Here is a 25492-nt window from a genome sequence, read left to right on the forward strand (position 1 = left end):
TGGCGCGGTTATGAATTCTGAAGATTGCGGTGGAAAGTAAACGGATAGGTTCTGTCAACACAAGCACAATTTAAATTTTTATTCGCAACTTATTAATAAATGAGCCGATGATACAACTGCGCAATAAGAATTCACATACCATAACATTGAGTTGTCGGGCTCCTGGTGAGTAATAGTTGGCTGTTACCCAGACGAGTTAAAATCTAACAAATTTATTTAAAAATTTAAGTCTAAATTGTAATAAAGCAAAGATTTGTGATACTATTTTAAGTGAAAGAGATACATTTAGCAGTATACAATATCCGTAAAAATAACTACAAATTTGGCATAGTCTGAAATCATATAGGCTTGATATTCAGTAGTATTTATAAAATTTCTTATAAACCATCCTGTAAAAGATTTAACAATTTTGATGTGTTTTTACAGTAAAATTTAAGTAGGTTTGGTTTCTGGTAAAAAAAGCAGATAAAATTGCCTTATTTGATTAATTCTTCATGTTCCAAACCCATGATACAACTCTACTTTATTTCAAAACGAGGCTCTATACTACCCCTGTTGCTCTGGGCGGTATTGGGGTTAGCGGTAACGAGCTATGCTCAGGACCGGCGGGTGACCGGACGCGTTGTGTCTGGTTCCGATCAGCAGGCAATTCCGGGTGTTAACATCCTGCTAAAAAACACCCAAACCGGTACGACTACCGATGCCAACGGTAATTTTACCCTGAATGTCCCGGCAAATGCTACCTTAATCTTCAGCGCCATTGGTTTCGTTGGGCAGGAGGTGGAAGTGGGTAACCGTGCCAATCTTACCGTAACCTTACAACAATCTGAACAAGCCCTGAACGAAGTCGTCGTGACGGCTCTGGGTATCAAGAAAGAAGCCAAAACCCTGGGGTATGCCACGGCCACGGTCAACCCCGAACAGATCACCACCAACCGGACGGTGAACTTCGTGAATGCCCTGCAGGGGAAGATCGCGGGGGTAAACATCTCCAGCCTGGGTACAGGAGCCGCTGGTACGAGTAAAATCCGGATTCGGGGGCAATCGTCGTTCTCGGGGCAAAACAACCCGCTCATTGTCGTGAATGGAGTGCCCATCGACAATACCAACTTCGGCCAGAACAACGGTAATACCGGGGGCGATAACTCCATCGGTAACCGCGACCGAAACTACTCGGACGGGGGCGATGGTCTGTCGTCGATCAACCCGGATGATATTGAGCAAATGACCGTTCTGAAGGGCGGTACGGCCGCGGCTCTGTACGGATCACGCGCGAAAGATGGTGCTATCCTGATTACGACGCGGACCAGGGCGGCCGGTCAGGGTATTGGCGTGATCTACAATACGAACTTCACGACCGATCAGCCGCTGGATTTCACCGACTTTCAGTACGAGTACGGCCAGGGGGAATACGGCGTTCGGCCTACCGCGCCCAACCCGACCTCGGGCGTATGGAGCTTTGGGGAGCGATTTGCCGGGCAGACGCAGGTACTCTTCGATGGCGTAACGGTGCCGTATCAGCCCGTTTACGACCGGATTCGTAAATTCTACCGTACCGGTTCAACCTGGACGAACTCCGTAGCGGTTTCGTCGGGTAACGAAAAAGGTGGTTTTAACCTATCGGTGTCCAATACGGATAATAAAGGCATTACCCGTAACAACACCTACAACCGGAAAACGATTAACTTGGGTTTCAGCTACAACCTGTCGCCGAAACTGAACGTAACGGGGTCTATGAACTATTCGAACGAGTACAACAAAAACCCGCCCCAGATCGCTCAGCAGGACAATAGTACGCCCACGGTCGTTTACACGCTGGCGAACTCTATGCCGCTCGATTTGCTGGAAGCCAAGCAGATCAATCCCGCTACGGGCAACGAGTTTGTGTACTCGCGTTTCATGAACCGTACGAACCCGTATTTCGTCCTGAACAACAAGTTTGAGAACATCCGCCGGGACCGCCTGTTCGGTAACCTGACGGCTCGTTATAATTTCACCGACTGGTTGTATCTGCAAGGACGCGTCGGTCAGGACTTCTGGGCGCGTGATCAGGACTACAACTTCCCAACCGGTCAGGCGTCGCTGGCGGCAGCACCGGCCGGGTTTGTCAACGGGGCTTACGTACAGGAGGCTCGCCGGTTCCGGGAGATCAACGCCGACTTCCTGATTGGAGCCAACCGACAGTTCGGTAAATTCGGTGTCAACATCAACGCCGGGGGTAACCAACTCTATCGGCGGAGCGACCTGAACAGTGTGCAGGTGACGGACTTCATCGTGCGCGGGCTGTACGTACCCCAGAACGGTCGGGTAAAAGACCCCACTTTCGGCCTGAGCGAACGGAAAGTAAATTCGCTGTATGCAGCCGCCGAATTTTCGTACAACGACTACCTGTACATCAACGCCACGGCTCGTAACGACTGGTTCTCTACCCTCGCGCCGGGTAACCGTAGCATCCTGTACCCCTCAGTCACGGGTAGCTTTGTGTTCTCGCAGGCGTTCAACACCCTGCCGGCCTGGGTAAACTTTGGTAAGATTCGGGCGGCTTATGCGGAAGTTGGTAGCGATGGCGACGTAGCGCCGTACTCGAACAACCTGTTCTACGGCGTGGCGGCAAACCTGTTCCCGAACCCCGCCGGTCAGGGACAACCCGTTGGTTTTATCACGTCGAATACCGTGCCGAGTGCTACGCTGAAACCGAGCCGTACGGCCGAAGCGGAAGTAGGTCTGGAGTTGAAGCTGTTCAATAACCGGTTCGGTATTGACCTGACGTACTACAACAAGATTACGAGCGACCAGATCGTAGCAGCCCAGTCGTCGGACGCGTCGGGCTATACGAATACGCTGATCAACAGTGGTCAGAGCCGTAACCGGGGCGTTGAATTGTTGCTGAGCTTCGCGCCGGTCCGGACCAAAGACTTCTCCTGGGACGTAACGTTCAACGGTTCCTACAATGAAACCAAACTGTTGAAGCTGCTGACCGATGATGACGGTTCGCCGGCGAAAGACTATAACAAAGACGGCCAGCCGGAACAGATCATCGTTGGTAACGGGGTCTTCATCGGCGATCTGCGGCAGGTGGTAGGTAAGCCGCTGGGTCAGTTGTATAGCTTCGGATACGCCCGTGTACAAAATACCAATCCTCAAGCTCCTTACTATGACGCTTCCGGTAGATTGGTTGGCCAGATCGTGCATGGTAACGACGGCCTGCCTAACCGTACGGCAACGCCGATTTCGTTTGGATCGGCCCTGCCAAAATACGTGGGTGGTATCACCAATAGCTTTAACTACCGTGGTATCGCTTTGTCGTTCCTGATCGATTTCAAGCTGGGTGGTAAGATGCTGTCGGGTACGAACCTCAACCTGTTCCGCCACGGTCTTCAGAAGGAAACGCTGGTTGGGCGGGGCGATCCCGACAACCGAATGGTGGGTGTTGGCGTAAATGAGCGGTTAGAACCCAACGCGGTTCGGGCTACCGTGCAGGACTACTACTCGGTTGGTCGTTCAAAAAGCCTGGGTGAGCAGGTGGTGTATGATGCCGGTTTCTGGAAGCTCCGTCAGGTTACACTTGGCTATGACTTTACCAAGTTCCTGCCCAAATCGCTGTTCATCAAAGGTGTACGGCTGAACGCTGTGGCTAATAACGTAGCGATTCTGAAGAAATGGGTGCCAAATATCGATCCTGAGTCATTCGGCTTCAGTTCCGACAACCTCGTTGGTCTGGAGTCGACCGGCCTGCCGACCACCCGTAGCATTGGTTTCAACCTGAACGTACGATTCTAAATAAACCTGTTGTCCAATAGCCGCAACCTGGTGGTTAAACGAACTATAGTTTATGAAAAAAATATTGTTGTCAATATCGACGATCGCCTTGCTTCTCGGGGCGAGCAGTTGCGAAAAAGGGTTTGATGAGCTCAACATAAACCCGACGGCCGCTACGGCGCTAAATCCTGTTTTTACCTTTAACAACGCGTTGATCAACAGTACGTTCCCTGGCTCAACGCTGGTGTTCGAACATCCGATCGTTCAGCAGATGTTCTCGCCTAACTCGGGGGTACTGGCCGGCGGAAACTTTAACATCGATAACCGCGGGCCCACCGGGCCGAATGCCGGTCTCTGGCAGCGGTACTACCGGGACGTAGTGCGCTACCTGATCGATGTCCAGAATCAGACCAAAGCAGACCCAAACCGGTCGAATTTGTACAACATGACCCGAATCTGGCGGTCATATATTTCAATGGTGCTGACGGATTCGTATGGCGATGTGCCGTATTCGGAGGCCGGTCTCGGCTTTATTGGGGCTAACATTTCGCCCAAATACGATACGCAGGAAAGCATCTACAACGACATCCTGAAGGAACTGACCGAGGCTACGGCCGCCCTGGATGACAAGAAGGCAACCGAAGCCGGTGAGGTGCTCTATGGTGGTAACATCACTAAATGGAAACGCCTGGGATATTCCCTAATGCTGCGGGCCGGTATGCGGCTGGTAAAGGTCAATCCGACCCTGGCCCAGTCGACCGTGCAGAAAGCCGTAGCGGGCGGACTGATGCAGGGCAATGCCGACAACGCCTTTATCAGGAACAACGCCAACTACACCAATCCAGTAGGCGCTACGCTCAACTCGACGGAAGCCGCTAACTACTACCTGACTGGTAACTTTGTCGATTATTTAAAAACGACTAAAGACCCCCGGCTGGGGTCGATTGCGGTACGGTACGTGGGTGCCAAAAGTGGTCCGGAGCAAACCGCTGCGCGCGCCAATCGTGACCCGTCTATTCAGATTGGTATGCCCCTCGGCTTCGACAACGGTACCATTCCGGCGCAGGCCACCAAAGATGGTCTGGCGAGCTTCTACGATTATACGCAGTTGGACCGTACGCGGATGGGTAGCCAGTTTGCACCTACGTTCTTTGTGACGTATGCCCAAACGCAGTTGCTGCTGGCCGAAGCCGCCCAACGTGGCTGGACAACCGGCAATCCAGCTGATTTTTATAATGCTGGTATAACGGCGCACATGCAGCAACTGGGCGAATATGACGCAACGTCGCTCGTACCAGCGGCTGCCATAACAACTTATCTTCAGGCGAATCCGTACGTTGCCGCCAGAGGGTTGGAATTAATCAACACGCAGTACTGGGTAGCGTCGTATCTGAACGGGCCGGAGGTGTTTGCTAACTTCCGCCGGAGTGGGTTCCCGGCCCTGAAGCCAAATCCGTATCCAGGCAAGGAGATCAAAGGTGATTTCATCCGTCGGTTGTCGTACCCAGACCTTGAAATTTCTGTCAACCTGGCCAAGGTAACCGAAGCCATCACGCGCCAGGGACCGGATAACCTCGACACCCGCGTCTGGTGGGATAAACAATAGCCATACGTTTTAATCATGCGCGAGTGAAAAGCAGGTTCATATAATTTGAGCCTGCTTTTTTGCATTTGTGTTACAACGGTTTGGGCTCAGATTGTATCTTGTTACCAAAGAACAGCGGAACTCATTAAAGGGCGTATGGCCAGGAATTGTTTTCGAAGTATGTGGAAGCCAGCCTGCCTCTGGCTGTGGTTACTGGGTGGTGTCTGGCTGATGCAGGGATGTTCCTCGCCGGAGCCGGACCCAGAACCGGATTTTGTGCCTGAACCGACGTATCCGAAGGGCGTCCGTACGAATACCTACGATGCCAGGCTGGCTGTGCATTGGGCGAATATGGCTCTTCGCATTACCGCTGGAACGCCCGGTAACTCGCCAACCTACGCGTCGCGGGAGTTTGGTTATCTGGGGCTGGCCATGTACGAAACAACCGTGTATGGCATCGCCGACCGGCAGTCGCTGGTGGGGCAATTGAAAGGCATCAAGGCGTTCCCAACGCCTAAGACCGATAGCGTCTACAACTGGCCGCTGGCCCTGAATGCGGCTCAGGCGTTTCTGCTCAAAAATCTGTACGAACATACGTCGGCGTTCAACAAAACCAGCATCGATTCGCTCGACATGGCGATGCGCACAGCCTTTGGCGATACGCTTAAAGATAAGGCGGTGGTGGCCCGGTCCATTGCGTTCGGGCAGGCCGTGGGGGCGGCCATCTACGAGTGGTCGAAAACCGACGGTGGACATCAGGGCTATAAAAATCCCTTCCCTGAAAACTATGTGCTGTCCACGACGCCCGGCTCGTGGAGTCCCCCCTTTGATGGGCAGGTGGCGATCCGGCGGGCACTCCATCCGTACTGGGGCCGCAACCGAACCTTCGTCCCCGCGAATAGTAGTCTGGAAATGCCCAAGCCGGCACCGTATTCAACTGATCCCAACTCCGCGTATTACAAGTTGTACAAAGCCGTTTACGACAAAAACCTCCGGCTGACACAGACGGAGAAAGAAATCGCCATGTGGTGGGGCGACGATCCGAGCCAGACCTTTACGCCCCCCGGCCATTCGTACAACCTGGCTACGATTACGGTAAAAACCGCCGGGGCAAACCTGGCTAAAGCCGTTGAAACCTACGCCCGCGTGGGGATGGCCGTAGCCGATGCGTTCATCAACTGCTGGAAGTGTAAGTATACCTACCACAATGAGCGGCCATCTTCGTTCATCCGGGCCAATGTGGATAGAACGTGGTCGCCGTTCTGGCCGGAACCCCCCTTCCCGGCGTTTTCGTCGGGACACGCTACGCAGGCGTCGGCAACGGCAACGGTGCTGACCGACCTTTACGGCGAAAACTTCGGGCTGGTCGACAATTCACACGTTAGCCGGCCAAAGGATTTCGGTCGAAACGTGGAGTACAAAGCCCGTACGTTTGCGTCGTTGTGGGCTACGGCCGAAGAATGTGCCCACTCGCGGTTTCTGGGTGGTATTCACACCCAGCAGGACAATGATACGGGCCTGAAAGAAGGAAAGGTCATCGGCGGGAACATCAACGCCCTGCAATGGAAGAAATAACAAACGCCCGGCTTCATAGCCGGGCGTTTGACGTATCGTTTATTGGTCAGCGTCAGCGGGCTCGCCGTCGCCGACCGGACCTGCTCCCGTATCCGACGTACCGCCGAGTGTATTGCTCTCAATATCGGCGTTGTCGTCTTCATTCGGCAGTGGTTCCATGCCGGCCATCTGTTCCGTGGTCATACCACCATTGAACGTACCTTCACCTTCTACCCGACCGCCACCGCTATCGGGGTCGCCGTCAATCATCCGTCTGTTCATGGGATCTCCTATGGTTTTGTTTATTCTGTAACGGGACGACCGACGCATTGTTCGCGACCCCGAGCCAATGGAATGGGCGCTAAATAGCGGTTGTGGTCGGGTCCTGCTGAGCCTGCCCGGGTTGTTCAGGCTGAGCGCCCCGCCACTCGCGACCGTAGCGCCCTCCGCCACACCGGTTGCGCCACTGCTGCCGGAACTGCTCGCGTTCTTCGGGCGTCATGGTCTGCCAGCGTTCGGCCATTTTCTGCTTCCAGGCATGACCACGGGGGCCATAGCCTCTCCGCCAGCCGGGACCCCCGTAGCCACGGAAGCCACCGAACAGCAGCCTGCTCAGTAGCAACAAGCCAAGAGCCTGCCCAAAGTTTATCGCTGATACACCCAGAATAGCGGGTAACAGCGCATTCCAGAGTGCCATGACGGCCAGACCAGCCAGGCCGACAAAGAGTATGGCGAAGCCGAGAAACCGAAGGCCCCGGCGAATCCAAAATCGTTTCATTGGTTAGTTATTCGTTTGATACGTAACATTCATAATATGAGATGGATAGTAAGCCGACTGACTTGTATTCTCCTTCTCCGGCCGGGGTTCAACCCGGTGCTGTTCATGCCGCCAGTGGTTGTGCTGGCCGCGATAACCGTAGCCACCCCGCCCGAAGCCAAATCCGAATAGCAGTCGGGCCAGGAAGAACAGCCCCAGTGCCTGAACAAAACGCAGCCGCGGCCCATTGAACAGCGATGGCACCAGCCAGTTCCAAAGCCGCATCACCACATACGTAGCGAGTAAAAACACCGCAATACCAAGTGCGGCAAATCCAATTCCTTTTAAGATCCACATGGTTTCCATTGTTTTAAAGAGTGAAAGAGCGAATTAGTAGTGCTTCCCTGAAATTCACATTCGCTTACATGGCCGGTCAAGATTCACTCTTTCGCTCATTCACTCATTGAATAAATCCTCGTACAGGTCGCGTAGTCGTTCGCGGAGGTGCAGCACCGCATATCGTTTCCGCGACAGCAGCGTGTTGACGGGAACGTTCCATTCGGCAGCCATCTCCTTAAAACTCTGTCCTTCCAGTTCGTGCCGGACAAATACGTCGCGCTGGTCGGCGGGTAGTTCGGCGAGGGCCTCGGTGAGCGCTTCGTAAAGCGTTTCGCGAAAGAACTCGCTTTCTGGCCCCGTATCGTCGGCCGCAGCCAGCCACTGACCCAGCACCGGCACCTCGCCGTCATCGTCGGTTGTAAAATCTGACGTATCGAGCGAAACCGTCTGCACCCCGTTGGGCCGGGCTTTTCGGTACCAGTCGCTAATTTTATTCCGGGCCACCGCAAACAGCCACGACGCCACGCGCTCTATGGGTTTGGCGAGCTGATAGGCTTCGGTCAACTCCACGAATACATCCTGCAGTACGTCTTCGGCTTCGTCCGGATCGGGCAACCGCCGACGAATGAACTCGAGCAGCCGCGACCGTTCCCGGCGAACCGTTTCGCTCAAAGCCGCATTCGGTGGTTCCGGAGCGGGTGTTTCGGCCGTGGAGCTGCTGAGTGATAAGTTGATACGTAATGCGTTCACGATTCTGCTTGCTATACAGCAGGGTAGTCGGAAGCAAAAGGAAAATATTGTAGAGAAGGTGTCGATGAGGTAAATAAAAAGGATAAGAGGAAGAAAAAAGGGTAGAGCGGTCAGGGTAAATGACGTATTTTATCATATACGAAAAAGACGTATATTGCAAACCGTTTATGTAGCTGATTATGGTGATCTTCTCGCTGATTACTTACTTTTTAGTCAGTTGATTGCTCCAACTGTTTATGACACTCAACGTTGATCTCACTTCCTGTGAACAGGAGCCTATCCATATTTTGGGGCATGTCCAGTCCCACGGCTATCTGGTTGCCATTAAGCCGGAGACATACTCCATTGTTCATGCCAGCGCCAATGTGGCCGAGCTTGTTGGACAACCCATTAGTGAACTACTCGGGCAGTCGCTCGATGCGCTACTGGCTAAAACGGACCTTCCCGTCAATAACCTGAAGGAACTGCTGAACGTTGGTCGGCGCGGTGGCTCCTGGGATACCATCAACCCGCACCAGGTCAGGATTGGCGGTCGGCTCTTCAACCTGATTATTCACGAACACGACGGGCTGTTGCTGCTTGAGTGGGAACCTACCGGCGATACGTCCAACCTACCGTTCAACCAACGGTTGATTGCCGAAGCCCTGAACGAAGTTCAATCCAGCCGCCAGCTCACCGATCTGCTTCAGAATACCGCCCGGCGGGTTAAAGAGATCATTGGTTTTGACCGGGTCATGGTCTATCGATTCGGAGCCGACTGGCACGGGCAGGTCATTGCCGAAGCGAAGGAGCCGCAGCTCGAGTCGTTTCTGGGGTTGCATTACCCCGCATCCGATATTCCACGGCAGGCCCGCGAGTTGTACAAGATCAATCTCGTACGGCTCATTGCCGATGTCGGCAGTACGCCCTCCCCAATTCTGTCCAGTCCGGAACTGTCAGAGGACCGGCCCCTGGACCTCACACATTCGACCTTGCGGGCCGTTTCGACGGTTCATATCGAGTACCTCAGAAACATGGGCGTTCAGGCCTCGATGAGCATTTCGCTGCTATACCGTGGTGAACTCTGGGGGTTGATGTCGTGCCATCATTATTCGCCACGTTTGGTCGACTACTCGGCCCGGCAGTCGGCCCGGTTTGTTAGTCAGCTATTGTCGGCGGCACTTGAGTTTCGTCGGGATGCCGAAGACCAGCAGCAGCTTCAGCAAAGCCGGGAGTACGGCCAGCAACTGCACGAGCAGTTGATTGCAGACGATGACGTGGTGCGGGCGCTGACCAAGCGAGCGGTAACGGCTCTTGATCTAAATTCGGCCACGGGGCTTGTACTGCTGTTTAACAATCAACAGTATCACTTGGGCAAAACGCCCGACGAAGCGGCTATCCGGGACTTAACTACCTGGTTGAAAACGGCCAACCCCAATACGTTCATGGAGACCAACCAGCTACCGGTACTATATCCGCCCGCCGAAGCGTATGCGGGGGTGGGAGCTGGGTTGCTGGCCATTGAGCTATCGCGGGAGTTAAACGAATACCTGCTCTGGTTCAAGCCCGAACGGATTCAGCAGGTAACCTGGGCCGGTAATCCGGAAAAGCCCGTTTCAGTAAGCGAGAATGGCGAAGTGCGGCTGAGTCCGCGTAAAAGCTTCGCGGCATGGACCGAACTGGTACGTAACACGACCGACCCCTGGACCGAAGTTGAAGTGTCGGCGGCCGTGAAACTGCGGGAAGATATCCTGCAGATTGTGACGCGGCAGGCTAACGAAATCCGGTTACTTAACCAGCGGCTACAGGCCGCTTATGAGGAACTGGATGCCTTCAGCTATACCGTATCGCACGACCTCCGAACTCCCCTGTCGTCGATCCGGTGTTACGCCGAAATTCTGCTGGAGGAATACGGGCAGGACTTCAACCCTGACGCCCGGGCGTTGTTCCAGAAGATCATGGATTCGACCGACAAGATGCGGGCGCTGATTCGGCACATCCTCTATTATTCCCGCATGGGGCGTACGGAGATCAATGCTCAGCCGATCGACATGCGGAAACTGCTCGAAAGCATTCGGGAAGAAGTGCTGATTTCTGAAAAAGACCGGGCGCTGAAAATTGAGCTGGACGATACGCCCTCGTTCAATGCCGACCCGACCATGGTCACGCAGTTGTTCACCAATCTGGTTGCTAACGCAGCTAAGTATACGCGGCCCAGGCCGGAAGGGTTTGTGCGCGTTAGTGGGCAACAGAATGGCGATGAAGTGGTTTATCAGGTTGCCGACAATGGTATCGGTTTCGACATGAAAGAAGCCGGTAAAATGTTTGATCTGTTCAAGCGGCTGGAAAATGCCCGATCTATCAAGGGGTCTGGCGTAGGGCTGGCCATTGTAAAGCGTATCGTTAGCCGTCACAAGGGCAAAATCTGGTACCACAGTGAGCCGAACCGGGGGGCTACCTTCTTTATCTCGTTTCCGATAGATCCGGCTGATTGAGTATGGTTGATATATTGTACGTTGAAGATAACGCGGACGATGCGGATATCTTCAGTCGTTTGTTGCGTAAGTACGAGGAGCCGGTAACCTATTCAATTCTTACGAGTGGCTCTGAAGCTATCGAATTTCTACAACAGGCGAAAACACTTCCCAAACTGGTCCTGTTAGATTTGAACCTGATCGGCCTGAGTGGATTTGATGTATTGGAAACCATCCGCAAGAACCACCATACCCGTCGACTGCCGGTCGTCGTGTTCAGCACGTCGGATAACCCCAGCGATATTCGAATGGCTTATGAATCCGGCGTCAACGCGTATCTGGTGAAACCCGGCACGTATCAGGCTACCGGGCGGCTTATTCAGCGGCTGTGCCAATTCTGGCTGGAGGATAACACGCAAACCAACGAACGATGAAAACGCTACTGGAACGACTGCGCGACGAAACCCGGCTTCAGCACGAGCAAACCGAACAACTGCTGTATACGAGCGAGCTGCGCGGTGGAACACTATCGGCAGAACAGTACGTTCATCTGTTACTCACCCACCTGGCTTTTCACCAGGCGCTGGAGGGTGCCATCAGCGAGTATCCTGATTTTTTTGAGCCGTATGAGCCGCAGAAGCGCCGGAAAACGCCCTGGCTGCTGGCCGATCTGACAACCCTTGGTGTCCCGTTGCCGACCACTACGCCTGTTTTTGCCGGTTGGTCGCCCGAGGACTTACTGGGGGCAGCCTACGTTGGTGAAGGCTCGATGCTCGGTGGAAAAACTGTGTGGCACTATCTCCAGCAAAATCCGGCCTTACAGCCTTTGTTGGTCCAGGCCCGTTTTTACCGGGGGTATGGTGCTGAAACCGGGCCTAACTGGCGGGCGTTTGGCCAATTTGCGATGGAACGGGGGGCTGGGCTGGAAGACCGCGTGGTGGCGGCTGCCGGACGGGCTTTTACAACGTACCAGCAACTGTTTCGGCAACGGCAACCGGAGGCAAACCGCTACGCTTTGTCCTGATAAACCGGTAAAAAGACTTTGAATGTAGAGCCTACGTTGGGTTGGCTGCTTACGTCGATTGCTCCGCCATGACTTTCGGCCACTCGCTGACAGATGGCCAGGCCAATACCGGTTCCGCTAAAGGCAGATGTATCGTGCAGCCGCTGGAAGGGATGAAAAATTCGGTCTTTGTATTTCTCTTCGAACCCCAGGCCATTATCCGTGACACTGATGAGCCAGAAGGATGATGTTGTCTGGTTGTGTAGGGTGGCCGGTAATTCGTTGGCAGCAGCCAGCCGCGCAGCAAACTGAATTACCGGCGACTGGTTAGCTTTTTTAAACTTCAGTGAGTTGGCAATCAGGTTCTGAAATAGTTGCCGTAGCCGCGACGGACTACCCAGTATGGTGGGCAGGTGGGATACCTGCACGGTGGCGTTTTTTTCGGAGACGGCTATTTCCAGGTCACTCAGCACGTCGCGAATTACGTCATTCAGGGCTACCGGCTCAAACGGGTCGCGTTGCGAAGCCAGTTGTGAGTATGCCAGCAAATCCTTGATGAGCATCTGCATCCGTTTGGCTGATCGCTGAATCCGCCGGATCATATCGCGTTCGCCATCCGCCAGATTGTCTTCAAATTGATTCTGAAGAATATCGCCGAAGGTTTGAATCTTTCGCAGCGGCTCCTGTAGGTCATGGCTGGCCACCTGTGCAAACTGACGCAGGTTTTCATTGCTCTGGCGCAGTTCAAATACCATCCGGTGCTGAAGCTCGTTCTGTTCTTTCAGCCGCAGTTCACTCCGCTTTCGGGCGGTGATCTCCATCCCCGTGACGATGCAGCCGTCGTTCAGTTTGGTGATTGACGTATCGTACCAGACCTGCGGTTTAGGGTAATAGATCTCCAGACGAAAGGGCTCCCCGGTTTCAATCACCCGAACGCAGTGATTGAACTGGCCCATCTCACGCGACTGAGGGTAGATGTCCAGGAGAGTGTTTCCAATTGCTTCCTTACCCATGTAGGTTTTCACATCCTGAACGGCCTTCTCGTTCGCAAACCGGATATAAAAATCCTGAATCACTCCGTTTTCATCCCGAATGGCTTCGTAGACGAATATATTTCCCAGCGATGCGTTTAATACGTTGGTGATCCACTGAAGCTGGCCGTCCGGCGCCGGCTGAGGTGTGTCCCGGATCGTAATCAGCACCCCATCGGTAATCGGAGAAATCCGCAGATTGGTCGATGGGAAAAGAGAATCACTCAGCGAATAGTTGACTGTTTGCCCTGTTTCAACAACTTCCTTGCAGTGGTCAGCGATTGGCTGCCAGCGTGCTGTTTTATCAGCATCGCCGGTCAGCATCTGCTCGTTGGCAGCCAGTTGGCAGTCAGCAGGCATCAACTCCTGAAACAGGGCATTGGCATAGACCAATTTGAAGTCGGTGATGAAACCGTTGTGGCGAACGGCCTCGTAGCTGGCGACCCCGTCCGGTAATTGATCGAGAATGGCAGTTGACACTGCAGACAATCTAAATTTAGTGGTTACTAATGACATTACCGCTCTGGGGAAACAGAGCTAAAGTAACGAATATTCAGCAATACATGAGGTACGTCCGTTGGAGTTTATGGTAATCCATCCTGTTTTGTTAGCCACTGGCAACTTACTGTTTCTGAAAGATCACGTCTGCAAAATACTCTTTGCAGTCGGTGAACCAGTTGGTTAACGAAAATCCGGTTTCGTTCGCGAGTTGTTCGAGCTGAGTACGCGTAAACTTGCGCGAGATTTCGGTATGAATGACCTCGCCGTATGCGAACGGTACCGTTATACTCAACGCCCGAATCTGTACCTGCTGTGCTTTCTGGCTGACCAGATAACTGCGGGCTTCCCCCGACTCGGGGTCGTAGGTTTCGTAGTGGTCAAATGCCGACAAGTCGAAGTTGGCGTCCAGTTCACGGTTAATGCGCCGAAGCAGATTCAGGTTGAACGCACGGGTCAGGCCCTGGCGGTCGTTGTAGGCCGCGTGGATAACGGCCGGGTGTTTTTGCAGGTCAACGCCGGTTAGGACCAGGTCGCCCGGTAGCAGCCGACTGCTGATGCTCCGGTAAAAATGGATGGTCTCGCTGGTGGTGAAGTTGCCGATGTTGGAGCCCAGAAACAGTACGACCCGCCGGGTAGGTGCCCGGTGCGGGCGGGTTTCGCCGGACAGGCGTTCGAGAGCCGTAAAGTAGTCGCTGTGCTGCGGTCGTACAGTCATGGAAGGCCACTGTTGGCGGAGGGTACCGACAAGCCCTTCCAGGGCATCTTCCGAAATATCGACCGGAACGTAGCGAAACGCCACCTGGTTTTCCCACAGGTGTTCGAGCAGTAATTTTGTTTTCAGGCCGTCGCCAGCCCCCAGCTCGATCAGGTCCACTTCGTAGCCACCCGCTGCAAACAGCCTCGCCAGATCCGATTTGTGCGTGTCCAGTATTTCATACTCCGACCGGGTCAGATAGTACTCGGGCGCGTGCATGATTTCCTGGAAAATCCGGCTTCCTTCGGCATCGTAAAAAAATCGGGAAGACAGCCGCTTGGGAGTTTTTGCCAGTCCGGTGCGTACTTCCTCTGCAAGGGGCGATGGGCTAAGGGCTTGGGGTGAAGGGCTTAGGGATAAAGAATCAACTCCAAGCCCCTTGCCCTCAGCCCTACGCTCTACGCCCCCAGCCCTTACCCCATCACCATTCGTATTCCCGTGAACTGCCATTGTTTATCAGGTTGAAAGAAATTGCGATAAGTCGGCCGCGCATGGCCGTCGGGTGTGGCAACAGATGCTCCCCGGAGCACCATCTGCCCACTCATAAATTTGCCGTTGTATTCGCCGACTGCCCCGTCGGCGGTGGTGAAGCCGGGGTAAGGCAGATAAGCCGAGTTTGTCCATTCCCAACGCTGGCCCCAGCGAAGCGATTCGTTGTGCACAGCCGCCGTTTCCCATTCAAATTCGGTGGGTAGCCGTTGCCCCCGCCAGCGGGCAAAGGCGTCGGCTTCGTAATAGCTGACGTGGCAAACCGGCGCATCCGGCTCCACTGGGTTCAGCCCGTCGAAGGTATACACGTACCAATCGCCCTCAACGCGGTGCCAGTATAGGGGAGCCTGTACGTGATGGACATTGACCCAGGCCCAGCCGTCAGATAACCAGTACCGGAAATGCTGGTAGCCGCCAGCTTCAATGAATGCCATGTATTCGGCGTTGGTAATCAGCGAACCGGCCAGCGTTGTTTCATTGAGGTACACGTTATGGACGCCCAGTTCATTATCAAAACAGAAACCATTGCCCTGATAGCCAATCGTATACACGCCTTCCTGTACCGTCACAGCTTTACCGGCTGCGGGAGAAGTATCCGACAGGGCCGGCATCTCGATGGCCGGAAACAGGGGATTGTGGCCCAGTATGTATTTAATATCTGTAATCAGCAACTCCTGGTGCTGTTGCTCGTGGTTCAGCCCCAGGTCGAGGAGTGGAATGAGGTTCGAATCGGCCTCTGCCAGGAAACGGCTCATGTGTTCATCGACGTATGCCCGGTAGCGATAGACATCGGCCACGGTCGGTCGGCTGAGATTCCCCCGGTTCGTACGTAACACACGCCGGCCAACGCTTTCGTAATAGCTATTGAAAACGAAGCTAAAATCCTCATGAAAAATTTGATAGCCAGGCAGATGAGGAACGAGTACGAAGGTTTCCCAGAACCATGTCGTATGACCCAGATGCCACTTAGGCGGACTGACATCGGCAATCGGCTGAACTACATAATCTTCTGTTTCGAGGTGGCGGCAGATTAACTCGGTATGCGCTCGGATTTGCTGATAGCGGTCTACTAAAAAAGCCGTAGCCGATGGGTTAAGCACAAGCATAGTAAACAAGAAGTGTGGTGACCTATCAGTAAAACGATCGAAACCGGCATTTGGATTTAAAATATTTGCCTCCATTCATCACATTTATTTTGTAATTGAATGATCCTGTATCCAAATTTGAGATTTGTAGACTAATTTGTTCGATTTGCCGCTGGTTTTGGTGAATTCTTACCAAATTTTCTACTGAATTAGATTTTTACAATATAACCTATTCTATTGATGAAGAGAAGAGATTTCATGCAGTTGTCGGGCATGGGAATTGGCGCGCTGATGGGTGCATCGGTTCCGGTGTTGGGCAACGCCGTTCCGCTGGAGTACCTGCTGGAGCCACGGGCCGATGCCGCTACGAAAAAGAAGCTGGCTGACGTTGCCCTCAACGCGGCCAAGAGCAAAGGAGCTACGTACACCGATGTTCGGATTGGGCGATACCTGCAACAATTTCTGTTCACGCGGGAAAACAAAGTGCAGAACATTGTGAATGCCGAATCGTATGGGGTGGGGATTCGGGTGCTGGCTAACGGAACCTGGGGGTTCTCAGCCACCAGCGACGTAACGCCCGACGGCATTGCCCGGGCCGCCGAAACCGCCGTGGCCATTGCCAAAGCCAACGCCAAGATCCAGAAAGAGCCCGTAACGCTGGCTCCGCAGAAGGGCGTAGGCGAAGTGACCTGGAAGACGCCGATCAAGAAAAATGCCTTCGAAATTCCGGTGCAGGAAAAGATCGACCTGCTGATGAAAGTCAACGGCGAGGCCATGAAAAACGGTGCGGCTTTCGTTACATCCAATCTCTTCTTTGTCAACGAACAAAAGTATTTTGCCTCAACCGACGGTTCATACATCGACCAGGACGTTCATCGCATCTGGCCGACCTTCACCGTTACGGCCGTTGATCGGCAGGCCGGTGGGTTCAAAACCCGCGATGCGCTCAGCTCACCGATGGGCATGGGCTACGAATACCTCGATGGGGTAGCCACGGAAAAGATTCCCGGACCCAATGGTTTAGTGGGCTACCGTAACTCCTACGATATGGTCGAAGATGCGATCCTGGCCGCCAAACAGGCCAAGGAAAAGCTGACCGCCAAATCCGTACAGCCGGGCAAATATGACCTCGTGCTGGACCCTAACCACCTCGGCCTGACCATTCATGAATCGGTGGGTCACCCCACGGAGCTGGACCGCGTGCTGGGCTACGAAGCCAACTACGCCGGTACGTCGTTCGCGACGCTGGACAAGTGGAAAACCAAGAGCTTCAACTACGGCAGCAAACTGGTCAATATCGTTGCCGACAAAACCCAGCCTTACACCCTCGGTACGGTCGGCTACGACGACGAAGGCGTACCGTGCAAAGAATGGGATCTGATTAAGGACGGCGTTCTGGTCAATTACCAGGCTATTCGCGACCAGGCCAGCATCATCGGCGAGAAAGAATCGCACGGCTGCTGCTACGCCGACAACTGGAGTTCGGTGCAGTTCCAGCGGATGCCGAACGTATCGCTGCGTCCCGGTACGGAAAAGCGGAGCGTTGCCGACATGATCAAGGGCGTCGACAAAGGTATCTACATCATCGGTCGCGGTTCGTATTCCATTGATCAGCAGCGGTATAACTTCCAGTTTGGCGGGCAGTTGTTCTATGAAATCAAGAATGGTGAAATTGCCGGGATGCTCGACGACGTAGCGTATCAGGCCAACACCCAGGAATTCTGGAACTCATGCGCTCAGCTCTGCGACAAAGACGACTACCGCACCTTCGGGTCATTCTTCGACGGGAAAGGCCAGCCCTCGCAGGTCAGCGCCGTGTCGCACGGCTGCCCGACTACGCGCTTCAACGGTGTCAATGTGATCAATACGGGACGGAAGATATAGCATAGTTCGTAATTGGTGGTTTGTCGTCTGCGGTCCACAGCCGCCACTCAGCCACGAACTACGAACCAAAAACTACAAATTGACAGATGGCAATCTTAAGCAAAGAAGAAGCTAAAAAGATAATCGATAAAGTACTGTCGTTCTCGAAGGCCGACGAGATGAGCGTTAACCTTGGCGGTGGGCGGACGGGCAACATCCGGTACGCCCGTAACTCGGTGTCGACCAGTGGCGAATCCAACAACCTGTCGCTGGGCATAACGGCCGTTTTCGGCAAGCGCTCCGGTACGGCCACCATCAACGAGTTCGACGATGCATCGCTGGAAAAAACGGTCCGTCGGGCGGAGGAGATCGCGCGGCTGGCCCCCGAAAACCCGGAGTATGTACCGGCGCTGGGGCCGCAGCAGTACGTCGATACCAAAGCGTACGTGGAAAGCACGGCTAAAATTGATCCCGCCTACCGGGCTCAGGCTGCCTTCGACAGCATTGATCTGTGCAACAAGAAGAACCTGACGGCTGCGGGCTATCTCGAAGACAGCGCCGGTTTTTCAGCCATCGGCAACAGCAAAGGCCTGTTCGGCTATAATCCGGCGACCTCCGTTGATTTCTCGATCACGGTCCGGACGGCCGACGGTACGGGTTCCGGCTACGCCATTCGCGATGTGAATGACGTATCGAAACTGAGCACGAAATCCGCCACGGACGTAGCGGTGCAGAAGGCGCTGGCGTCAACGTCGGCCAAGGCGCTGGAACCGGGTAAATACACCGTTATTCTGGAACCGGCCGCGTCGGTTGATCTGCTTCAGAACATGATGCGCAGCATCGACGCCCGCAACGCCGACGAGGGCCGTTCGTTCCTGAGCAAGAAAGGGGGTGGTACCCGCCTGGGCGAAAAGCTCTACGACGAGCGGGTGACGATCTACTCTGACCCAACCAACGCCGATATTCCGGGTTCACCGTACTCCGGCGACGGTCGGCCGCAGGAAAAAATCGTCTGGGTCGATAAGGGCGTCGTGAAAAACATGACGTATTCGCGCTTCTGGGCCGAAAAAAAAGGCGTGAAGGCCGTGCCGTCACCGTCGGGTTTTATCATGGAAGGTGGCACGCAATCGCTGGCTGATCTGATCAAAAGCACCGAGAAAGGGATTCTGGTGACGCGGTTCTGGTATATCCGCTTCGTGGACCCACAGACGCTGTTGTACACCGGCCTGACCCGCGACGGAACGTTCTACATCGAGAACGGCCAGATCAAATTTCCGGTCAAGAATTTTCGTTTCAACGAGAGCCCGGTCATTATGCTCAACAACCTCGAAGCCATGGGACGGCCGGTACGTGTGAGCGGCAACATGGTTCCCCCGCTGAAGATTCGGGACTTTACCTTCACGAGTCTGTCGGACGCTGTTTAGGAATACAACCGCACCACCAGTTCAGGCTGGTGGTGCATTAATTTTTCAACAAACTTCTCACTCTATGAAAGTTATGCTTATTCTGCTGCTATCGACCGTTTTCCTGTCGGCATTCGTGCTGATCGACAATCCGCCGGTTGCAGATAATCCCTTCTTTGAAGAATACGATACGCCGTTTGGCGTACCGGCCTTCGACAAAATTAAGCCCGAGCACTTTGAGCCGGCGTTTGAAGAGGGAATGAAGCGGCATCAGGCCGAGATTACGGCCATTACAAAGCAAACGGCTGCACCTACGTTTGCCAATACCATTGAGGCTATGGAAGCCAGTGGTGAACTGCTGAGTCGGGTCAGTACGGTTTTTTTCAACCTGAACAGCGCCAATACCAGCGACGCTATCCAGAAAATTGCGCAGACGATCGCGCCTAAACTGTCGAAGCACAACGACGACATATCGCTTGATCCGGCTTTGTTCCAACGCGTCAAGGCGGTGTACGACCAGCGGACCAAACTGAAACTGACTGGCGATCAGCAGCGGCTGCTCGAAAAAATGTACAAAAACTTTGTGCGCAGTGGTGCAGCTCTGTCGCCCGAGAAGCAGGAGCGTCTGCGTAAAATCAACGGCGAACTGTCGGTGCTGACCCTGAAGTTTGGTCAGAACGTACTGGCCGAGAATAATGCCTACACACTCGTCATCGACAAACAGGAGGATTTAAGCGGCCTGCCTGCTTCGGTAGTGGCCGCGGCTGCTGAGGAAGCTAAGAAACGAAAGCTGGCGGGCGATAAGTGGGTCTTTACCCTGCAGAACCCGAGCATTATGCCGTTCCTGCAATACGCCGACAACCGGGCGCTGCGGGAGCAGCTATTCAAGGCTTACCTCGAACGAGGCAATCACAACGATGCGCGCGACAACAAGAAAATAATGGCCGACATGGTGGCCTTGCGGGCCGAAAAAGCACGCTTGCTCGGTTACGAAAACCACGCGGCTTATGTGTTAGAAGAAAGCATGGCCAGCACCCCCGCCAAAGCCCGCGAACTCCTGGACCGGCTCTGGACGGCTACCGTGCCCGTAACGAAGCAGGAAGCTGCCGAACTGCAAAGTGTGATGGATCGCGCGGGAAAAAACGAAAAGCTGGCCGGCTGGGACTGGCGGTACTACGCCGAAAAACTGCGCAAAGAGAAATACGCCCTCGATGAGCAGGAATTACGGCCGTATCTGTCGCTGGACAACGTACGGGAGGGAATATTTACCCTCAGCAACCGGCTCTACGGCCTGCGTTTCGAAAAACTGACGAACGTACCGACCTACCACGAAGAAGTCGTGACGTACGAGGTCAAAGAAGCCGACGGACGGCACGTAGGTATTTTGTACATGGATTTCTTTCCCCGGGCCAGCAAACGCGGTGGTGCCTGGATGACCAGCTACCGGCGGCAGGAGGTTAAGAACGGCAAGAAAGTAACGCCGGTGGTTTCGATCGTCTGCAACTTCCCCCGACCCGCTGGCAATGCCCCCGCGCTGCTTAATCTGGAGGAGACCAGTACGTTCTTCCACGAGTTCGGCCACGCTTTGCACGGTCTGCTGTCGAATGTCCGTTACAGCAGCCAATCGGGTACGGCTGTTCCCCGCGACTTCGTCGAGTTGCCGTCGCAGATCATGGAGAACTGGGCCGAGGAGCCTGAAATGCTGAAGCTCTACGCCAAGCATTATCAGACCGGCGAGGTGATTCCCGACGCGCTCATCGAAAAAGTAAAGAAAAGCAGCCTGTTCAATCAGGGTTTTGCAACGACCGAATACCTGGCCGCTTCGTTGCTGGATATGGATTACCACACGCTTGCACCGGGTCAAGCACCGAAGGACGTACTGGCGTTTGAAAAGCAATCGATGGATAAAATTGGCCTGATTGAGCAGATTCCGCCCCGCTACCGGAGTACGTACTTCCAGCATATCTTCTCGGGAGGGTACTCGGCCGGATACTACAGCTACATCTGGTCGGCGGTGCTTGATGCCGATGCGTTCGAGGTGTTCAAGCAGAAAGGGCTTTTCGATCAGAAGTCGGCCTTATCGTTCCGGAAAAATGTGCTGGAGCGGGGCGGCACCGACGAGCCGATGAAGCTGTACCAGAATTTCCGCGGTGCCGAGCCTGACATCCGGCCGTTGCTTCGGCGGAGAGGGCTGGATAAGGCGTTGTAGTTCGTGGTTTGTAGTTCGTAGTTGCGCTGCTCGATCGAACTACGACCACAAACTACAAACCATGCGTGCAACGCCGACACACCGCTTTACATCATTTATCAAACGAATCTCCAACCTAAAACCACAATACAATCCTTGAATCGTCGCGATTTTCTTCAATTAACGGGTATGGGTGCCGGGGCTGTGATGCTTCCCAACCTGTCGGCCTGGGGCCGTCCCGTTGCGCCTGAAGCCTTACTGGAGCCGGGTATAGACGTAGCCGTCAAGAAGCGCCTGGCTGATGCCGCGCTGAATGCGGCAAAATCGAAAGGAGCCTCCTATGCGGATGTGCGGATTGGTCGGTACCTACGGCAGTTTGTCATTACGCGCGAAGACAAAGTGCAGAACATTGTCAATACCGAGTCATTCGGGGTGGGGGTACGGGTTATCGCGGATGGATGCTGGGGCTTTGCGGCCGTGGTTGACGCCAAAAACGAGAACGATACCGCCAAAGCCGCTGAGAACGCCGTGGCCATTGCCAAAGCCAATGCTAAGCTGATGAAGGAGCCGGTAAAACTGGCCCCACAGAAAGGCTTTGGGGAGGTAAGCTGGCAGACGCCAATCAAAAAGAATGCGTTTGAGGTGCCGATCAAAGAAAAGGCCGACCTGCTGCTTGGGGTGAACGCTGCCGCCATGAAAAACGGAGCCAACTACGTAAACTCCGTGCTGTTCATGGTCAACGAGCAGAAGTATTTTGCCTCGACCGACGGCTCGTACATCGACCAGGACGTTCACCGCATCTGGCCGACCTTCACTGTTACAGCCATCGACCCGAAGTCCGGCAAGTTTGAAACCCGCGACTCGCTGAGTGCGCCGGTAGGCATGAGCTACGAGTATCTGCAGGCGAACCCTTCCGACAAGGTGACCGGCATCACGACCCGCTACAACAAGGGGTACGATATGCTGGAGGACGTAGTGGCTGCGGCTAAACAGGCTAAACAGAAGCTAACGGCCAAATCGGTCGAAGCCGGGAAGTACGACCTGATTCTCGACCCTTCGCACCTCTGGCTGACCATTCACGAGTCGGTTGGGCACCCGCTCGAACTGGACCGCGTATTGGGCTACGAAGCCAATTTTGCCGGTACGTCCTTCGCCACGCTGGATAAGTGGCAGTCGAAAAATTTCAACTACGGCAGTAACATCGTAAATCTCTTCGCCGACAAAACGCAGGTGGGTTCGCTGGGCGCCGTTGGCTGGGACGATGAGGGCGTGAAAACTAAAAAATGGGATCTGGTTAAGGACGGTACGTTGGTCAATTACCAGGCCATTCGGGATCAGGTACACATCATCGGCGAAGACGAATCGCAGGGATGTTGCTATGCCGATAACTGGGGATCAGTACAGTTCCAACGGATGGCGAACGTATCGCTGGCGGCCGGTAAGCAACCCCTCTCGGTCGACCAACTGATCAAGGACGTCAAGAAAGGTATCTACATCATCGGCGACGGTTCGTTTTCGATTGACCAGCAGCGCTACAACTTCCAGTTTGGCGGGCAGTTGTTCTACGAGATCAAGGACGGTAAGATTGCCGGGATGCTCAAGGACGTAGCCTATCAGTCGAACACGCAGGAGTTCTGGAACTCCTGCACCCAGATCTGCGATGATCGCGACTATCGGTTAGGCGGCTCGTTTTTCGATGGGAAAGGCCAGCCCGGTCAGGTCAGCGCCGTATCGCACGGCAGCTCCACGGCTCGTTTCAACGGCGTGAATGTGATTAATACCGCAAGGAAGATATAGCATCAGTTTTCAGTTGGTTAATTTTCGGTAGCTTCTGCTTTAATGCCTGATTTAGGCACTGGTAACCTGAAAACTGTGAACTAAATACCATAACCCGTTTATGTCCATCATACTCACTGAGGCAGAAGCAAAGGCGCTGCTGCAAAAAGTCCTGAGCTATTCCAAGGCGGACGAATGCGAGGTGAACCTGCTCGGCGAAGAGCGGGGGAACCTGCGCTACGCCCGTAACGAAGTATCAACGAGTGGTTCGCTCATCAATCAGAACCTGCAGGTGCAGTCGGCGTTTGGTAAAAAAGTCGGCGTGGCGACCATTGATGAATTCGACGATGCTTCGCTAGAAAAGGTAGTGCGTCGGTCGGAAGAACTGGCGCGCCTGGCTCCCGAAAATCCCGAATACGTTGGCATGCTTGGCCCACAGCAATACCTGAAATCAAACGGATTCTTTGAATCAACGGCTAAAGTTGATCCGGCAGCCCGGGCGGAAGCGGTGGCCAAAAGCCTGCAGCTAACCCGGGAGAGCGGCAGTAATGCCAAACTGACGGCGGCCGGCTTTCTGGACGACCGGCGGGGCTACACGGCCATGATGAATTCTAAAGGGCTGTTCGCGTATTACCCCGATACGAACGTCAACTTCTCGCTGACCGTCCGCACTGAAGACGGAAAAGGGTCGGGTTACGTAACGCGGGGTTACAGCGATTTTGCCAAACTGGATACGGCCGACGCTACCAAAGTAGCCATTCAGAAGTGTGTCGGGTCGGTAGGCGCGCGGGCGCTGGAGCCGGGTAAATACACCGTCATTCTGGAGCCAACGGCCGGAGCCGTACTGCTCGAAAACATCTTCTTCAGCATGGACGCCCGGAGCGCCGACGAAGGCCGGTCGTTCCTGAGCAAGCCGGGCGGGAAAACCAAATTAGGTGAAAAGATCGTGGACGAACGCGTAACGATCTATTCCGATCCGACGAACCCCGACTTGCCGGCTTCACCCTGGTCGGGCGATGGTCGGCCGCAGGAAAAGGTGAACTGGATTGATAAAGGCGTCGTTAAAAATCTGGCGTATTCGCGTTTCTGGGCGCAGAAGAAGGGCGTGAAAGCCGTCCCCTTTCCCAACAACGTAATCATGGCCGGGGGAACGCAATCGCTGGACGAGATGATCAAAAGCACCCAGCGGGGTATTCTTGTGACCAAGCTCTGGTACATCCGCTCCGTTGACCCGCAGACGCTGCTCCTGACCGGTCTGACCCGCGACGGAACGTTCTACATCGAGAACGGCCAGATTAAGTACCCGGTCAAGAACTTCCGCTTCAACGAAAGCCCGGTCATCATGCTTAACAACCTCGAAGCGCTGGGTAAGCCGGAGCGGGTGGTGAGCACCGAGTCGGATAATAACTACCTGATTCCGCCGATGAAGATTCGGGAGTTTACGTTCACGAGTCTGTCGGATGCGGTGTAAACAATAAGTCTTTAGTTGACAATCGTTAGTCATTTATGTTAGATAGTATTCCAATCAATCGGTGACTTTTGACTGTCAACTACTGACCGTATTATGAGACCTTTCATTTTCACCCGTATCCAGTATACCTCCGGCGATTGGGACACCGACCAGCGGATGCCGACCAATCTGCTGCACTCGCTGGTGGAGTACACCACGATTCCGGTTGACCAGAAAGAAAAGGTGGTACAACTGAGCAGTAATGAGCTGTTTAAAAGCCCGTTCTGCTACCTGAGCGGGCATAAACTGGTGGAGTTCTCAAGTCAGGAGCGGGACCATTTTCAGCGCTACGTCCAGAACGGCGGCTTTGTGTTCGTAGACGATTGCAACCACGATATCGACGGCCTGTTCGCGAAATCGTTTGAGCAGGAAATGGCCCGAACGTTCGGACCCAAGGCGTTGCAGCGGATTCCGAATAATCACCCGCTGTATACCTGCTTTTTCAAATTTGAAGATGGCCCGCCTACTACGTCGTTTGAACTGAACGGCTGGGGCGACGACCTCGTCCATGATTACCTCAAGGCCATCGTCGTCAACGGGCGGATCGGGGTGCTGTATAGTAACAAAGATTATGGCTGTGAGTGGGATTACGATTTTCGTAACAAGCGCTTTCTGGCCGAAGACAATACCAAGTTTGGCGTCAACATCGTGACCTACGCGTTGACAACCGTATGAATACAAACCTGAAACGC

At 54.1% G+C, this 25492-nt stretch carries 19 protein-coding genes; 12 read left to right on the plus strand and 7 right to left on the minus strand.

The annotated features are described in order from the left end of the window. The first annotated feature begins 507 nt into the window (after positions 1–507). The 3 genes from BN8_RS01520 (at position 508) to BN8_RS01530 (ending at position 6919) form a co-directional block, all read left to right on the plus strand. Entirely contained in the window at positions 508–3780 is a 3273-nt protein-coding gene (locus BN8_RS01520; protein WP_009280003.1) for a SusC/RagA family TonB-linked outer membrane protein, read from the plus strand. Positions 3781–3832: 52 nt separating this feature from the next. After that, a complete protein-coding gene (locus BN8_RS01525; protein WP_009280004.1) occupies positions 3833–5365 on the plus strand; it encodes a SusD/RagB family nutrient-binding outer membrane lipoprotein in 1533 nt (510 codons plus the stop codon). A gap of 159 nt (positions 5366–5524) precedes the next feature. Then, on the plus strand, positions 5525–6919 hold the full coding sequence (locus BN8_RS01530; RefSeq protein WP_229367627.1) for a vanadium-dependent haloperoxidase: 1395 nt from the start codon (positions 5525–5527) through the stop codon (positions 6917–6919). A 39-nt stretch (positions 6920–6958) separates the two neighbouring features. On the opposite strand, the gene BN8_RS01535 is transcribed toward BN8_RS01530, so the two are convergent. From BN8_RS01535 to BN8_RS01550, 4 genes are all read right to left on the minus strand, one after another. Further along, complete coding sequence (locus tag BN8_RS01535; RefSeq protein ID WP_009280006.1) at positions 6959–7180, minus strand: hypothetical protein; 222 nt, start codon at positions 7178–7180, stop codon at positions 6959–6961. A gap of 79 nt (positions 7181–7259) precedes the next feature. After that, positions 7260–7676, minus strand: a complete 417-nt coding sequence (locus BN8_RS01540; RefSeq protein ID WP_009280007.1) for a hypothetical protein — start codon at positions 7674–7676, stop codon at positions 7260–7262. A gap of 3 nt (positions 7677–7679) precedes the next feature. Then, positions 7680–8021: a hypothetical protein gene (locus BN8_RS01545; protein ID WP_009280008.1), complete on the minus strand. Its 342-nt coding sequence runs from the start codon at positions 8019–8021 to the stop codon at positions 7680–7682. Between the two features lie 90 nt (positions 8022–8111). Continuing rightward, positions 8112–8744: an RNA polymerase sigma factor gene (locus BN8_RS01550; protein WP_009280009.1), complete on the minus strand. Its 633-nt coding sequence runs from the start codon at positions 8742–8744 to the stop codon at positions 8112–8114. A gap of 236 nt (positions 8745–8980) precedes the next feature. On the opposite strand from BN8_RS01550, the gene BN8_RS01555 reads away from it, so the two are divergent. From BN8_RS01555 to BN8_RS01565, 3 genes are read left to right on the plus strand one after another with little or no spacing between them, the layout of a single operon-like run. Then, positions 8981–11218 (plus strand): ATP-binding protein, encoded by a 2238-nt coding sequence (locus tag BN8_RS01555; RefSeq protein WP_009280011.1) that lies wholly within the window; start codon positions 8981–8983, stop codon positions 11216–11218. Positions 11219–11220: 2 nt separating this feature from the next. Beyond that, positions 11221–11631 (plus strand): response regulator, encoded by a 411-nt coding sequence (locus BN8_RS01560; protein ID WP_009280012.1) that lies wholly within the window; start codon positions 11221–11223, stop codon positions 11629–11631. Next, positions 11628–12221, plus strand: coding sequence for a biliverdin-producing heme oxygenase (locus tag BN8_RS01565; RefSeq protein WP_009280013.1), 594 nt, complete (start codon positions 11628–11630; stop codon positions 12219–12221). Before BN8_RS01560 ends, BN8_RS01565 begins: the two co-directional genes overlap by 4 nt. Here the strand turns inward: BN8_RS01565 and BN8_RS01570 are convergent. The 3 genes from BN8_RS01570 to egtB all read right to left on the minus strand — a co-directional run bounded on the left by BN8_RS01570 (position 12206) and on the right by egtB (position 16081). After that, the gene (locus BN8_RS01570) at positions 12206–13711 is read right to left on the minus strand and encodes a PAS domain-containing sensor histidine kinase (RefSeq protein ID WP_051040981.1); all 1506 of its coding nucleotides are present in this window, start codon (positions 13709–13711) and stop codon (positions 12206–12208) included. The genes BN8_RS01565 and BN8_RS01570 overlap by 16 nt on opposite strands. A 142-nt stretch (positions 13712–13853) precedes the next feature. After that, positions 13854–14936 (minus strand): L-histidine N(alpha)-methyltransferase, encoded by a 1083-nt coding sequence (gene egtD / locus BN8_RS01575; protein ID WP_009280015.1) that lies wholly within the window; start codon positions 14934–14936, stop codon positions 13854–13856. Beyond that, a complete protein-coding gene (egtB, locus tag BN8_RS01580) occupies positions 14900–16081 on the minus strand; it encodes an ergothioneine biosynthesis protein EgtB (protein ID WP_040005229.1) in 1182 nt (393 codons plus the stop codon). Before egtB ends, egtD begins: the two co-directional genes overlap by 37 nt. A gap of 219 nt (positions 16082–16300) precedes the next feature. On the opposite strand from egtB, the gene BN8_RS01585 reads away from it, so the two are divergent. The 6 genes from BN8_RS01585 (at position 16301) to BN8_RS01610 (ending at position 25475) form a co-directional block, all read left to right on the plus strand. Then, positions 16301–17944, plus strand: a complete 1644-nt coding sequence (locus BN8_RS01585; RefSeq protein WP_009280017.1) for a TldD/PmbA family protein — start codon at positions 16301–16303, stop codon at positions 17942–17944. Positions 17945–18030: 86 nt separating this feature from the next. Continuing rightward, a complete protein-coding gene (locus BN8_RS01590; RefSeq protein ID WP_009280018.1) occupies positions 18031–19347 on the plus strand; it encodes a TldD/PmbA family protein in 1317 nt (438 codons plus the stop codon). A gap of 64 nt (positions 19348–19411) precedes the next feature. Further along, positions 19412–21535 (plus strand): M3 family metallopeptidase, encoded by a 2124-nt coding sequence (locus BN8_RS01595; protein WP_009280019.1) that lies wholly within the window; start codon positions 19412–19414, stop codon positions 21533–21535. Between the two features lie 135 nt (positions 21536–21670). Continuing rightward, entirely contained in the window at positions 21671–23311 is a 1641-nt protein-coding gene (locus tag BN8_RS01600) for a TldD/PmbA family protein (RefSeq protein ID WP_040005230.1), read from the plus strand. A gap of 100 nt (positions 23312–23411) precedes the next feature. Further along, complete coding sequence (locus BN8_RS01605; protein WP_009280021.1) at positions 23412–24761, plus strand: TldD/PmbA family protein; 1350 nt, start codon at positions 23412–23414, stop codon at positions 24759–24761. A gap of 93 nt (positions 24762–24854) precedes the next feature. Further along, positions 24855–25475, plus strand: coding sequence for a DUF4159 domain-containing protein (locus tag BN8_RS01610; RefSeq protein ID WP_009280022.1), 621 nt, complete (start codon positions 24855–24857; stop codon positions 25473–25475). Positions 25476–25492 lie beyond the last annotated feature (17 nt).

This window comes from Fibrisoma limi BUZ 3, assembly GCF_000296815.2.
GTDB lineage: Bacteria > Bacteroidota > Bacteroidia > Cytophagales > Spirosomataceae > Fibrisoma > Fibrisoma limi.

Bases quoted from the DNA above. Each gene is read 5' to 3' on its own strand.
- egtD (WP_009280015.1), bottom strand. From the start codon at position 14,936: ATGGCAGTTCACGGGAATACGAATGGTGATGGGGTAAGGGCTGGGGGC.
- BN8_RS01610 (WP_009280022.1), top strand. From the start codon at position 24,855: ATGAGACCTTTCATTTTCACCCGTATCCAGTATACCTCCGGCGATTGG.
- BN8_RS01525 (WP_009280004.1), top strand. From the start codon at position 3,833: ATGAAAAAAATATTGTTGTCAATATCGACGATCGCCTTGCTTCTCGGG.
- BN8_RS01520 (WP_009280003.1), top strand. From the start codon at position 508: ATGATACAACTCTACTTTATTTCAAAACGAGGCTCTATACTACCCCTG.
- BN8_RS01535 (WP_009280006.1), bottom strand. From the start codon at position 7,180: ATGAACAGACGGATGATTGACGGCGACCCCGATAGCGGTGGCGGTCGG.
- BN8_RS01560 (WP_009280012.1), top strand. From the start codon at position 11,221: ATGGTTGATATATTGTACGTTGAAGATAACGCGGACGATGCGGATATC.
- BN8_RS01565 (WP_009280013.1), top strand. From the start codon at position 11,628: ATGAAAACGCTACTGGAACGACTGCGCGACGAAACCCGGCTTCAGCAC.
- BN8_RS01545 (WP_009280008.1), bottom strand. From the start codon at position 8,021: ATGGAAACCATGTGGATCTTAAAAGGAATTGGATTTGCCGCACTTGGT.
- BN8_RS01585 (WP_009280017.1), top strand. From the start codon at position 16,301: ATGAAGAGAAGAGATTTCATGCAGTTGTCGGGCATGGGAATTGGCGCG.
- BN8_RS01590 (WP_009280018.1), top strand. From the start codon at position 18,031: ATGGCAATCTTAAGCAAAGAAGAAGCTAAAAAGATAATCGATAAAGTA.
- BN8_RS01555 (WP_009280011.1), top strand. From the start codon at position 8,981: ATGACACTCAACGTTGATCTCACTTCCTGTGAACAGGAGCCTATCCAT.
- egtB (WP_040005229.1), bottom strand. From the start codon at position 16,081: ATGCTTGTGCTTAACCCATCGGCTACGGCTTTTTTAGTAGACCGCTAT.
- BN8_RS01595 (WP_009280019.1), top strand. From the start codon at position 19,412: ATGAAAGTTATGCTTATTCTGCTGCTATCGACCGTTTTCCTGTCGGCA.
- BN8_RS01530 (WP_229367627.1), top strand. From the start codon at position 5,525: ATGTGGAAGCCAGCCTGCCTCTGGCTGTGGTTACTGGGTGGTGTCTGG.
- BN8_RS01605 (WP_009280021.1), top strand. From the start codon at position 23,412: ATGTCCATCATACTCACTGAGGCAGAAGCAAAGGCGCTGCTGCAAAAA.
- BN8_RS01540 (WP_009280007.1), bottom strand. From the start codon at position 7,676: ATGAAACGATTTTGGATTCGCCGGGGCCTTCGGTTTCTCGGCTTCGCC.